This window comes from Pseudomonas sp. C11, from assembly GCF_034683865.1.
Classification (GTDB): domain Bacteria; phylum Pseudomonadota; class Gammaproteobacteria; order Pseudomonadales; family Pseudomonadaceae; genus Aquipseudomonas.
On sequence record NZ_JAWIIP010000009.1, the window covers coordinates 77228 to 88747 of the forward strand.

Genomic DNA, 11520 nt, shown 5'->3' on the forward strand with positions numbered 1-11520 from the left:
GCATGAACGAGTACAACGATCCGCTGCCCAAGCAGATCCTCTCTGGCGCGCAGATGCTCTTCGTCGCCTTCGGCGCGCTGGTGCTGATGCCGCTGATCACCGGCATGGATCCCAACGTGGCGCTGTTCACCGCTGGCATCGGCACCTTGCTGTTCCAGTTGGCGACTGGCCGCCAGGTGCCGGTGTTCCTGGCCTCGAGCTTCGCCTTCATCGCGCCGATCATCGCCGCCAAGGGTGAGTTCGGCATGCCGGCGGTGCTCGGTGGCGTAGTAGCCGCCGGCTTTGTTTACATGCTCCTGGGCCTGGCCGTGAAACTGAAGGGGCCAGGCTTCATCGATCGCATCCTGCCGCCGGTGGTGATCGGCCCGGTGGTAATTTCCATCGGCCTGGCCCTGTCGCCGGTCGCGGTGCACATGGCCATGGGCAAGACCGGCGACGGCGCGGCGCAACTAGTGCCCTACCAGACCGCCATGTTCATCTCCATGCCAGCTCTGGCCACCACCGTTCTCGTGGCGGTGATGGGGCGCGGCCTGTTCCGTCTGGTGCCGATCCTCTCCGGTATCGCCGTCGGCTGCCTGCTCTCGGTCTTCTTCGGGGTAATCGATACCCGCAGCATCGCCGCAGCGCCCTGGCTGGCCATGCCTAACTTCATGCTGCCCGAGTTCCACCTCGGCGCCATCCTCTATATGGTGCCGGTCGCCCTGGCACCGGCCATCGAACACATCGGCGGGGTGATCGCGGTCGGCACCGTGACCGGCAAGAACTTCGTGCGCAAGCCCGGCCTGCACCGCACCCTGCTCGGTGACGGTCTGGCCACCTCGGCAGCCGGCCTGTTCGGCGGCCCGCCCAACACCACCTACGCCGAAGTCACCGGCGCGGTGATGCTGACCAAGAGCTTCAACCCCAAGGTGATGACCTGGGCGGCGATCTTCGCCATCTCCCTGGCCTTCATCGGCAAGTTCGGTGCGGCGCTGCAGGCCATTCCGGTGCCGGTAATGGGCGGCATTCTCTGCCTGCTGTTCGGCTCCATCGCCGTGGTCGGGCTCAACACCCTGATCCGTCATCAGGTGGATCTGTCCGAGGCGCGCAACCTAGTGATCGTCTCGATCACCCTGGTGTTCGGCATCGGTGGCATGGTGATCGGCGGCAAGGAATTCGCCCTGTCGGGTATCTCCCTGTGCGCCATCGCCGCACTGGCGCTCAACCTGCTGCTGCCTGGCGGCGAAGGCTGGCGCAACAAGAACCTGAAAGAGCACTGAAACGAAAAAGCCCGGAAGCGATTCCGGGCTTTTTTCTTTACTGCCAGCCTGAACTTACCAGCCGACACCGAAGCCAAGGGTGTAGCGGGTTTCATCCAGATCGCCTTCGGCGCCGCTGACCATGTCCTTCTCGGCCTTCATGTTAAGCGAGGCCCAATCGGTGACCTTGTAGCGCAGGCCGACCTCGGCATCCAGGCTGAAATCGGCCGCGCCGCTCAGCGGCCGGCCCACTTCGCCGGAGCTGAACAGCTCCACCGTCTTGCCCACCAGATACCGGTTGTAATCCCACTTCACGCTGAGCTCGTAGAAGCGATTGCGCTCACCGTTGCTGAAGCTGTAGTCGCTGCGGTTGGCCAGCGTCGCGACGGAGAATGCGCCCAGTTCGTCATCCCAGAACTGGTAACCCGGACCGGTACCGACCGTGCGCTGGCGCTCCAGCTCCTCGATTCGATCACGCTTGTATTCGAGACGCCCCTGCCAGAACAGCTTCTCGGTGAGGAAGCGGTCGAGTGCGTACTCGGTCGACCAGTTGTCGGTGCTGACCACGTCGTCCTTCAGCTCGCGGTTGTACTCGAACTGGGCGTTGTGCCGCCATTGGCCATGCCGTGCCTTGGTGTCGATGTCCACGTCGTAGTCATCGGTGTCACGCTCGGCACGCTTGTAGTCCATGGCCAGGTCGATATTGCCCTTCCAGACGAAGTCTTCGATCAGCGGCTTGGGCTTCATGATCTGCTCGATCTGCGCCAACTCCACCGTCTTCGGCGCACCGCCGTTGGCAAGGGTGACCTTGCCTGGCTCGGCGGCCAGCAGCGACTTGGCGCGTTCGCCATCGACCGGGCCCATCTTGACCAGCAACTCATGGTCACTTTCCAGCGTGGCGACTTTTTTCCAGTCCAGCGGGATCGAGCCTCCATAGTCGGTCTGCAGCAGCAGCTTGCTGCCGTCGAAGACGCGAATGGTGCCAGTCAGACGATCACCGTTCTTCAACCAGACGGTATCGGCAAGTACGGGGGCGCTGAACAAAACGATGCTCAGGCTGAGCAGGGACAACGAAGTTGGGCGCGACATAAGCGTGGATAATCAGCTCGAGTGGGCAAAAAACCGGGCATTATGCGGATGCTCGGCAGCAGAGCAAGAGCTGACCGACGTGATGCAGCAGAGTTCAGCACTTTCCGCCCGATGGTGCTGTCCAACAGCCTTGAGCACGCCGGGGTATGATCCTGGCGATCACGCATGATGGAGCTTGGCGCTGCAATGAGAGCCCCCATGGATAGAAAGACAGAGCCCCAGGACGTGGCCGCCGTCCCCGTCGATAACCGCCGCGAAGCGCTTTATCTGGCACTGGCACAGATCCCGCCCGGCAAGGTGATCAGCTATGGCGAACTGGCCAGCCTGGCCGGCCTTGGCCGCGCAGCACGCTGGGTCGGGCGCACACTCAGCCAGTTGCCCGAGGGCAGCCGCCTGCCCTGGCACCGGGTGATTGCCGCCGGCGGGCGCATCAGCCTGCCGGCGGGCACTGCGTCCGGTGCCGAGCAGCGCGCACGCCTGCGTGCCGAGGGCGTTAGCATCCTGAACGAACGTGTGGATATGCGTCGTCACGGCTGGCGCCCGATGGAGCACAGCAGTTAGAGTGCGCGCAATCAACCCGCAGCCCCCAGATTCGAAGCCGATGCCACGCAAATCCTGGCGAGAAGCCCTCGCCACCTACGCCAATCCCGCCACGCTGGCGCTTCTGCTGCTGGGGTTCGCTGCCGGCCTGCCCTACATGCTGGTGTTCTCCACCCTCTCGGTCTGGCTGCGTGAAGCAGGCGTGGCCCGCGAGACCATCGGCTTCGCCAGCCTGATCGGCCTGGCCTATGCCTTCAAATGGGTATGGGCGCCGATGCTCGACCAATGGCGCCTGCCGCTGCTCGGCAAGCTGGGCCGGCGCCGCTCCTGGCTGGTGCTATCGCAAGGCCTGGTGGCCGTCGGTCTGGTCGGCATGGCCAACTTCGATCCGCAAACGCAGTTGTCCTGGCTGATTGCACTGGCTGTGCTGGTGGCATTCGCCTCCGCCACCCAGGACATCGCCATCGACGCCTACCGCCTGGAGATTCTCGGCGATACCCACCAGGCGGCCCTGGCAGCGGCCTACATGACCGGTTATCGGGTTGCCGCGCTGCTGGCCACCGCCGGCGCGCTGTACTTCGCCGAGGGTTTCGGCTCCACGGCCAAGGACTACCAGTTCAGCGCCTGGGCCGGCACCTACCTGGTGTTCGCCCTGCTCATGCTGCCGGGGTTACTCACCTCGATCTGGATGCGTGAGCCACCGGCGCCGCCGCATCTGCATGCCACACCGCCCAAGCATGGTTTCTTCCACCAGTTGCTGTCGCTGCTCGCTGTGATCGTGCTGGTGATTTCCGTGCCGACCATGTTCATCCAGTTCTACCAGAGCGATCTGGTGCCGATGCTGATGGGCGACGTCAGCGCCCAGGAGCTGCTGTACAACGACCGCGCCTTCCTGCGTGCCATGCTCTACAGCACACTGGCCTGCGTGTGCGCCTCGGGATTGTTCTGGGGCGGCCTGGCTCCGGTACTGAAAACGGCGGCAGCCAAATATGGCTTCTTCCATCAGTTACTCTCCGTGTTGCTGCTGATCATCCTGCTGATCTCGGTACCGGCGATGCTCACGCAGTTCTACGAAAGCGACCTGGGCCTGGTATTCCAGGGCCAGATCAGCCTGCAGGAATTGCTGTATGCCGACCGCGCCTTCCTGCGCGCCCTGCTCTATACCCTGCTCACCGGCCTGTCGATCTCCAGCCTGTTCTGGGGCGGTATGGCGCCGGTGCTGACGCCGGTCAACGACTTCATCCTGCGCTACCGCTGGCAGGCATTGCTGCTGCTGACCCTGATCGCCACCTATCGCCTGTCGGATACGGTGATGGGGGTTATGGCCAACGTCTTCTACATCGACCAGGGCTTCACCAAGGAGCAGATCGCCAGCGTCAGCAAGGTCTTCGGCCTGGTGATGACCCTGCTCGGTGCCGGCGCCGGGGGGCTGTTGATCGTGCGCTTCGGCATCATGCCGATCCTCTTCGTCGGCGCCCTGTCATCGGCGGCGACCAACCTGATGTTCATGGCCCTGGTGGGCATGGGCGCGCACGTGCCCATGCTGGTGGTGACCATCAGTTGCGACAATTTCAGCGCCGGCCTGGCCACCTCGGCCTTCGTCGCCTACCTGTCGAGCCTGACCAACCTGAAGTTCTCTGCCACCCAGTACGCCCTGCTCAGCTCGATCATGCTGCTGCTACCCAGACTGATCGGTGGTTATTCGGGCGTGATGGTGGAACACCTCGGCTACGCTCACTTCTTCCTCGCCACCGCACTGATGGGCGTGCCCACCCTGCTGCTGATCGCCCTGCAATGGCGACGCGACCTGCACGCCCCCAGCGTGACCGAGAGCAGCGAACCCGCCGCAGTGGAAAAGGCCTGAGGCCAGATGCAAAGAGCCCCGGACATGCCGGGGCTCTTGCGTATCAGGGCAGCGCTCAGTCGGCCTTGGCCATGTGCACCACACGCTGCGGGAAGGGAATGCCGATCCCGGCAGCAGTCAGGCGCTCCTTGGCCAGCTCGATGAACTCGAAGGTCACCGGCCAGAAATCGCCAGTATTGACCCACACCCGCATCGACAGATTGACCGCGCTATCACCCAGCCCGGTGACGAACACCACCGGCGCCGGATCGCGGTGCACGCGCGGGTCGTTGGCGATATCCAGCAGCACTTCACGGGCACGCTTGATGTCACTGGAATAATCGATCCCCACGACGATCTCGGCACGCCGCGTGGATTCACGCGAATAGTTGGTGATGTGGCCATTGGAGAGCGCGCCGTTGGGCACGATCACCACCTTGTTGTCAGCCGTCTTCAGCGTGGTGTGGAAGATCTGGATGCTGTCGACGCTGCCGGACACACCCTGCGCCTCGATCCAGTCACCAGCGCGGAACGGGCGGAACAGCATGATCAACACGCCACCAGCGAAGTTCGCCAGGCTGCCCTGCAACGCTAGGCCAATGGCCAAACCGGCGGCACCGATCATGGCGATGAAGGAGGTGGTTTCCACGCCGATCATCGAGGCCACGCTGATCAGCAGCAGGATGCGCAGGATGATGCTCACCAGGCTGCCGATGAAACTGCTCAGGACGCGGTCGACCTTGCGCACCTCCAGCAGGCGACCGATGCTGTTGGTCAGCTTGCCAATCAGCCACCAGCCGATCGCCAGGGTGATCAGCGCCAGCGTCAGCTTGCCGCTGTACTCCAGCACCACGGGCAGCCAGGCCTCGGACAGCTTGACCAGTTCGTCGACGTTCATCTCCATGGGTTGCTCCTGTTTCCCGTACATGAAACGAAACCGCCATGGCAGGCCATGGCGGTCAAAGTGCTATCAACCTTGTTGCGACGCCCGGGCGTCGCAAAGGTTCAATCACGGAAGTTGTTGTACTGCAGCGGCATGCCGAATTCATGGCCGCGCAGCAGTGCAATCGCTTCCTGCAGGTCGTCACGCTTCTTGCCGGTGACGCGCACCTGCTCGCCCTGAATGGCGGCCTGCACTTTCAGCTTGGCATCCTTGATATGAGCGACGATCTTCTTCGCCAGCTCCTTGTCGATGCCCTCGCGGAAGGTGACCTCCTGCTTCATCACCTTGCCCGACGCGTAGGGATCCTTGGTTTCCATGCACTGGCAGTCGATCTTGCGCTTGATCAAGCTGCTACGGACGATATCGAGCATCTGCTCGAGCATGAATTCGGCTTCAGCGGTCAAGGTCAGCGCCTTGTCCTTGCTTTCGATGCTGCACTTGCCGCGCAGATCGAAACGGCGGTCGAGTTCCTTGATAGCGTTGTCGACCGCATTGGTCAGTTCGTGTTTGTCCAGTTCCGACACCACGTCGAACGAAGGCATGAGAGAGCTCCTGATGGACGGCGCGATCCTCTTCACGGAGTGAACGCGCCTGACTTGACGATAACTTTAGCGGGCTCATTATACCCAGACTGTTATCTGCCGTTTGGCCCCCTTCTTCCTGCCTGCCCGCGAGCCTGTCCCATGCCCAACCCCCATCTCAGCATCCTGGTGGTGGACGACGCCAAGTTTTCCAGCGCCATGATCGGCCGCGCCCTGACTCAGGCGGGCTATCAGGACGTGCGTTTCGCCAGCAGCGCCGTGGAGGCGCTGGCGCAACTCGAACAACGCCCAGCCAGCGTACTCCTGGCCGATTGGCTGATGCCCGAGATCGACGGCCTGGAGCTGACCTCCCGGGTACGCCAGCTCGACGAGATGGCCGATCACTACACCTACATCATGCTGCTCACCGGCAAGGAAGGCGAAAACGTGCTGGGCGAAGCCTTCGACCGCGGCGTCGACGACTTCATCAGCAAGGCGGCGATGAACGAGCAGCTGGTGCCGCGCGTGTACGCAGCCGACCGTCTGTGCAACACCCTGCAGCGCCTGCTGCAGGAAAACCGCATGCTCACCCAGAGCATCGCCAGCCTGGAACGACGCAACCTGGTCGACCCGCTCACCGGCCTGGGCAACCCGCGCTACCTGCGCCAGAAGATGGCTGACAGCCTACGCCAGGTGGAATCGCGCGGCGGCGCCCTGTGCTACCTGCTGATCGGCCTGCAGGAAGCCAACGAACTGCGCAGCAAGCATGGCGAACGCTTCTACAACGAGCTGATACACGGTATCGCCCGCCGCCTGCAGCAGTTGGTGCGCCCGCTCGACGTGCTGACGCGCCTGGACGACCACCACTTCGGCCTGATCACCCTGCTCGAGGATCTGCACGAGTGCTCGCCGAGCAGCTTCAAGCGCCTGCATGACGGCCTCAACCTCAAGGCGTTCAAGACCAGCGAAGGCTTCATCAGCCTCAAGGCCGGCATCAGCCTGGTCGGGCTGGACGCCAAAGCCCTGCCCATCGAGGTCGAACAGGTGCTGCAGCATGCCGAACGTGTGTTACCCGAGGCGTATGCCAGCGGGCGCGTGACCGCACTGCGCCTGCCGCAACCATGACCTGGCATGTCCTCGGCGCTGGCAGCCTGGGCACGCTCTGGGCGGCCCGCCTGGCTCGTGCCGGCCTGCCGGTGCGGCTGATCCTGCGCAGCGATGAACGCCTGGCCGACTACACGCGAGCCGGCGGTCTGACGCTGATCGAACAGGGTGCACCACAGCGCTACGCCATCGCAGCTGAAACCCTCGACAACGATGCTCCAATCCAGCGTCTGCTCCTGGCCAGCAAGGCCTATGACGCACTCGATGCAGCCAAACGCCTGGCACCGCGCCTCGCTCAGGATGCGACCGTGGTACTGCTGCAGAACGGCCTCGGCAGCCAGGACGCCGTCGCCCGGCACTTGCAGGGCAGGCGCTGCGTTTATGCCTCGAGCACCGAGGGTGCCTTTCGCCAGGCCGACTTCCAGGTGGTCTTCGCCGGAGCCGGGCACACCTGGCTGGGTGATCCGCTGCGACCGACCGCCCCGCAATGGCTGGCCGACCTACAGGCAGCCGGCATTCCCCACCAATGGAGCGCGGAGATCCTCGACAAGCTCTGGCGCAAATTGGCGCTCAACTGCGCGATCAATCCGCTGACCGTGCTGCATGACTGCCGCAACGGCGGGCTGCGCGATTACCCCGGCGAAGTCGCCAGCCTCTGCGCCGAGCTCACCACGCTGCTACAGGCCTGTGGCCAGGCGGCCGCCGCCGAGCACCTGCACGAAGACGTGCTGCGCGTGATCGACGCCACCGCAGCCAATTACTCCTCGATGTACCAGGACGTCAGCCAGGGCCGCCGCACCGAAATTCGCTACCTGCTGGGCTATGCCTGTGCCGCCGCCAACGACCTTGGCCTGTCGCTGCCGCACCTCAGTGACGTGCAGCGCCGTCTGCTCGCGCATCTGGCCGCACGCGGCCTGCCCCTCGACTAGCGCGGCATGGCAATGACGACGCGGGCGCGCTAACCTGCCCCTTCGCCCGACATACGCCCCGTGCCCATGACTCTGCGCCAGCGTCTCGAAAATCTGCCCGTCGGCCGCAAATTGCTCGCGGCCCTGCTGGTACTGCTCAGTGCCGTCCTGCTGGTCGCCAATCTGGCCTTCATCACCGCTGCCTACTGGATCACCCAGCAAAGCATGGCGCCACAGGCGCTGCACACCCTCGGCCGGCTGATCGCAAGCCCGGCGCTGAGCGCCGAGGCATTGCATTCGGAAAACTCGGCACAGGCCGTGCTGCGCCGCCTGGACGAATACGCACCGCTGCGCGCCGCGGTGATCTACGACAGCAATGGCGAAAGCCTGGCGCAACTGCAACGCGGCGAACGGCTGAAGCTGCCGCAACGCCTCGGTGAGCTGGAAAGCTGGCGGGAAACGGCCTTTCGCACCAACCTGCTGGTCGAACTGCCGCACCCCAGCGGCCGCCCTGGCGCGCTGCTGCTGGTCGCCTCCAGCGAGCTGCCCGGTGCCTTCTACACCGGCACCCTGACCGCCAGCCTGGCGATCCTCGCGCTCAGCGTGGTGCTATGGCTGTTGGTCGCACGGCAGATCCGCCGCCTGGTCACCAAGCCGATCCGGCGCCTGGAGGAGCTGTCGCGCCAGGTCACCCGTGAAGAGAACTATGCGCTGCGCGCCAACCGCGGCAATCAGGACGAAATCGGCAGCCTGGCCGACGCCTTCAATACCATGCTGATGCGCATGGAAGCGCGTGAACAACAACTCAAGCGCGCCCGCGACGACGCCCAGCAAGCCTTCGACCAGGCACAGAGCCTGGCCGAGGAAACCCGCCACTCCAATCGCAAGCTGGAGCTGGAAGTGCAGGTGCGCAGCAAGATCGAGAAGAAGCTCACCGGCTTTCAGAACTACCTCAACAGCATCATCGACTCCATGCCCTCGGCGCTCATCGCACTCGATGAGCAGCTCTACGTCACCCAGTGGAACCAGGAGGCCAGCGCCCTTTCCGGCACGCCCATGGACGAGGCCCTGAACCAGCCGGTGTTCCTTGCCGTCCCCTCGCTCAAGCCCTTCCTGCCACAGCTCAAGCGCACGGCCGAGCTGCTGCGGGTCGAGAAGATCGAGCGCGTCACCTGGCCCAAGGATGACGAACCACGCCACTACGCCCTGACCTTCTACCCCCTGATGGGCGGAGCCGGGCGCGGCGTAGTGATCCGGATCGACGACATCACCCAGCGCCTGTCCCTGGAAGAGATGATGGTGCAGTCGGAAAAGATGCTCTCGGTCGGCGGCCTGGCCGCCGGCATGGCGCACGAGATCAACAACCCCCTCGGCGCCATCCTGCATAACGTGCAGAACATTCGCCGGCGCCTGTCACCGGAACTGGAGAAAAACCTGGAGCAGGCCGAGCAGGCCGGCGTCGACCTGCAGGCCATCGATCAGTACCTGCAGGCCCGGGAGATTCCCAAATTGCTCAATGGCATCCAGCAGGCCGGTCAGCGCGCCGCCAAGATCGTCAGCCACATGCTCAGCTTCAGCCGCCGCAGCAATCGCGAGCTGGTGCCCTGCGACCTGCCGGCCTTGATCGACCAGGCCCTGGAGATCGCCGGCAACGACTTCGATCTGGCCGACAGTTTCGACTTCAAGACCCTGGAGATCGTCCGCGACTTCGACCCCAACCTCGGCCCGGTGCCCGCGACCGCCAACGAGCTGGAGCAGGTGCTGCTCAACCTGCTGAAGAACGCTGCCCAGGCCATCCACCAGCACGAACAGCGCAGCGAGCCCGGGCGCATCACCCTGCGCACGCGCCAGGCCGGCCACTGGGCGGAAATCCAGGTCGAGGACAATGGCACCGGCATGAGCGAGACCGTGCGCAAGCGCATCTTCGAGCCCTTCTTCACCACCAAGGAAGTCGGCCAGGGCACCGGTCTGGGGCTGGCCGTGTCGTATTTCATCATCACCAACAACCACAAGGGCCAGATGGAAGTGCATTCCCGCGCGGGCCAGGGCACCTGCTTCACCCTGCGCCTGCCACTGACCACCACGCCCGACAGCCACGCAGGACTCTGAACCATGGGTAACCGTCTGACCAAGATCTACACACGCACCGGCGACAAGGGCGAAACCGGCCTGGCCGACGGCCGCCGAGTGGGCAAGGATCACCCACGCATCGAAGCCATCGGCGAACTGGACACCCTCAACAGTCAACTGGGCCTGTTGCTGGCCGAGCTGGAAGCCGTAGCAACACAGTGCGCGGGCTTGCAGGAAGTGATCGAGGTACTCGGCCCCTGCCAGCACCGCCTGTTCGACCTCGGTGGCGAACTGGCGATGCCTGAGTACCAGGCCTTGCAGAAACAGGAAGTGGAGCGCCTTGAAGAGGTGATCGACCGCTGGAACGAGGAAGTCGGCCCACTGAAGAACTTCATTCTGCCCGGCGGCTCGAAATCGATCGCCCAGGCGCACGTCTGCCGCAGCTTTGCACGCAGCGCCGAGCGTCGCTGCCAGCACCTCAATGCCGTCGAACCGTTGCGTGCGGTAGGCCTGGCCTACGTCAATCGCCTATCCGACCTGCTGTTCGTCGCCGCACGCCTGATCGCCAAGCGCCAGGGCATCGGCGAGGTGCTGTGGAAGGCTGCGGACAAGCCGTAGCCCGACGCTGGAACTGCTTGAAATCTAATGTGCTGTAGGAGCGAGCTCTGCTCGCGAACCTCACCCACACAGCATTCGCGAGCAGAGCTCGCTCCTACAACGATACGGTGCCTCACGCGCCATGGCGGACGGTTCGCTCAGACTCCTGCGTCCGCCCTATAGCCCGCTCCTACAGAAATACGGCGTCCCACAAGGGATAATTGCCGAGCTGCTTGACCAAGCCGGCACGCAACGGATTGGCGACGATATACCGAGCAATATCACGTACATCACCCTCACGACGTAACGCCCTGTCGTGGTACCCGGATTGCCAGACCCTGCCACTGCGTTGCAGGCGCTGGTTGACTGCCTTGGCACTACGCGACTTTACCCGCTGCAACAGCCCTCCCAAATCGCACTGTCCTAGCTGAAGCAACCAGTGAAAATGATCCGGCATAACGACCCAGCACAACGAGGTGGCCAGGTCTTGCTCCTCGGCTAAACGTAGCTCGTCGGCCAGCAGACGGCCCACGAAAAAATCGTGAAACCAGGGTTGCCTACAGTGAGTAACGGCTGTAACCGAATAGATCCGGCCGGACTCGGAAAAACGTCCGCTTCGCAGATCAGATGCATGGTAACGGGGCATTCCGTGCCTCCAGCCTGTCCG

The 11520-nt window shown here is 63.8% G+C and carries 11 protein-coding genes; 7 read left to right on the forward strand and 4 right to left on the reverse strand.

Going from position 1 to position 11520, the window contains the following annotated elements; all coding sequences use genetic code 11:
• Nucleotides 1-2: 2 nt before the first annotated feature.
• Nucleotides 3-1259: a uracil-xanthine permease family protein gene (locus tag VC352_RS15565; RefSeq protein ID WP_322980437.1), complete on the forward strand. Its 1257-nt coding sequence runs from the start codon at nucleotides 3-5 to the stop codon at nucleotides 1257-1259.
• Nucleotides 1260-1313: 54 nt separating this feature from the next.
• On the opposite strand, the gene VC352_RS15570 is transcribed toward VC352_RS15565, so the two are convergent.
• Nucleotides 1314-2327, reverse strand: coding sequence for a DUF481 domain-containing protein (locus VC352_RS15570; RefSeq protein WP_322980438.1), 1014 nt, complete (start codon nucleotides 2325-2327; stop codon nucleotides 1314-1316).
• A gap of 198 nt (nucleotides 2328-2525) precedes the next feature.
• Here VC352_RS15570 and VC352_RS15575 point away from each other — a divergent pair, with 198 nt between their 5' ends.
• Nucleotides 2526-2888 (forward strand): MGMT family protein, encoded by a 363-nt coding sequence (locus tag VC352_RS15575; RefSeq protein ID WP_322980439.1) that lies wholly within the window; start codon nucleotides 2526-2528, stop codon nucleotides 2886-2888.
• A 40-nt stretch (nucleotides 2889-2928) separates the two neighbouring features.
• Nucleotides 2929-4731, forward strand: a complete 1803-nt coding sequence (locus tag VC352_RS15580; RefSeq protein WP_322980440.1) for an AmpG family muropeptide MFS transporter — start codon at nucleotides 2929-2931, stop codon at nucleotides 4729-4731.
• Between the two features lie 55 nt (nucleotides 4732-4786).
• Here the strand turns inward: VC352_RS15580 and VC352_RS15585 are convergent, their stop codons facing one another.
• Nucleotides 4787-5614: a mechanosensitive ion channel family protein gene (locus VC352_RS15585; RefSeq protein ID WP_322980441.1), complete on the reverse strand. Its 828-nt coding sequence runs from the start codon at nucleotides 5612-5614 to the stop codon at nucleotides 4787-4789.
• Between the two features lie 101 nt (nucleotides 5615-5715).
• On the reverse strand, nucleotides 5716-6195 hold the full coding sequence (locus VC352_RS15590) for a YajQ family cyclic di-GMP-binding protein (RefSeq protein ID WP_322980442.1): 480 nt from the start codon (nucleotides 6193-6195) through the stop codon (nucleotides 5716-5718).
• Between the two features lie 141 nt (nucleotides 6196-6336).
• On the opposite strand from VC352_RS15590, the gene VC352_RS15595 reads away from it, so the two are divergent.
• From VC352_RS15595 to VC352_RS15610, 4 genes are all read left to right on the forward strand, one after another.
• Nucleotides 6337-7299, forward strand: coding sequence for a response regulator (locus VC352_RS15595; protein WP_322980443.1), 963 nt, complete (start codon nucleotides 6337-6339; stop codon nucleotides 7297-7299).
• Nucleotides 7296-8207 (forward strand): putative 2-dehydropantoate 2-reductase, encoded by a 912-nt coding sequence (locus tag VC352_RS15600; RefSeq protein WP_322980444.1) that lies wholly within the window; start codon nucleotides 7296-7298, stop codon nucleotides 8205-8207. Before VC352_RS15595 ends, VC352_RS15600 begins: the two co-directional genes overlap by 4 nt.
• A 66-nt stretch (nucleotides 8208-8273) precedes the next feature.
• On the forward strand, nucleotides 8274-10295 hold the full coding sequence (locus tag VC352_RS15605) for an ATP-binding protein (protein ID WP_322980613.1): 2022 nt from the start codon (nucleotides 8274-8276) through the stop codon (nucleotides 10293-10295).
• A 3-nt stretch (nucleotides 10296-10298) separates the two neighbouring features.
• A complete protein-coding gene (locus VC352_RS15610; RefSeq protein WP_322980445.1) occupies nucleotides 10299-10874 on the forward strand; it encodes a cob(I)yrinic acid a,c-diamide adenosyltransferase in 576 nt (191 codons plus the stop codon).
• Nucleotides 10875-11043: 169 nt separating this feature from the next.
• On the opposite strand, the gene VC352_RS15615 is transcribed toward VC352_RS15610, so the two are convergent.
• Complete coding sequence (locus tag VC352_RS15615; protein WP_322980446.1) at nucleotides 11044-11499, reverse strand: REP-associated tyrosine transposase; 456 nt, start codon at nucleotides 11497-11499, stop codon at nucleotides 11044-11046.
• Nucleotides 11500-11520: the final 21 nt, after the last annotated feature.

Excerpts from the sequence above, each read along its gene's own strand:
- VC352_RS15585 (WP_322980441.1), bottom strand. The coding sequence starts at position 5,614 with ATGGAGATGAACGTCGACGAACTGGTCAAGCTGTCCGAGGCCTGGCTG.
- VC352_RS15615 (WP_322980446.1), bottom strand. The coding sequence starts at position 11,499 with ATGCCCCGTTACCATGCATCTGATCTGCGAAGCGGACGTTTTTCCGAG.
- VC352_RS15595 (WP_322980443.1), top strand. The coding sequence starts at position 6,337 with ATGCCCAACCCCCATCTCAGCATCCTGGTGGTGGACGACGCCAAGTTT.
- VC352_RS15605 (WP_322980613.1), top strand. The coding sequence starts at position 8,274 with ATGACTCTGCGCCAGCGTCTCGAAAATCTGCCCGTCGGCCGCAAATTG.
- VC352_RS15575 (WP_322980439.1), top strand. The coding sequence starts at position 2,526 with ATGGATAGAAAGACAGAGCCCCAGGACGTGGCCGCCGTCCCCGTCGAT.
- VC352_RS15590 (WP_322980442.1), bottom strand. The coding sequence starts at position 6,195 with ATGCCTTCGTTCGACGTGGTGTCGGAACTGGACAAACACGAACTGACC.
- VC352_RS15600 (WP_322980444.1), top strand. The coding sequence starts at position 7,296 with ATGACCTGGCATGTCCTCGGCGCTGGCAGCCTGGGCACGCTCTGGGCG.
- VC352_RS15580 (WP_322980440.1), top strand. The coding sequence starts at position 2,929 with ATGCCACGCAAATCCTGGCGAGAAGCCCTCGCCACCTACGCCAATCCC.
- VC352_RS15570 (WP_322980438.1), bottom strand. The coding sequence starts at position 2,327 with ATGTCGCGCCCAACTTCGTTGTCCCTGCTCAGCCTGAGCATCGTTTTG.
- VC352_RS15610 (WP_322980445.1), top strand. The coding sequence starts at position 10,299 with ATGGGTAACCGTCTGACCAAGATCTACACACGCACCGGCGACAAGGGC.
- VC352_RS15565 (WP_322980437.1), top strand. The coding sequence starts at position 3 with ATGAACGAGTACAACGATCCGCTGCCCAAGCAGATCCTCTCTGGCGCG.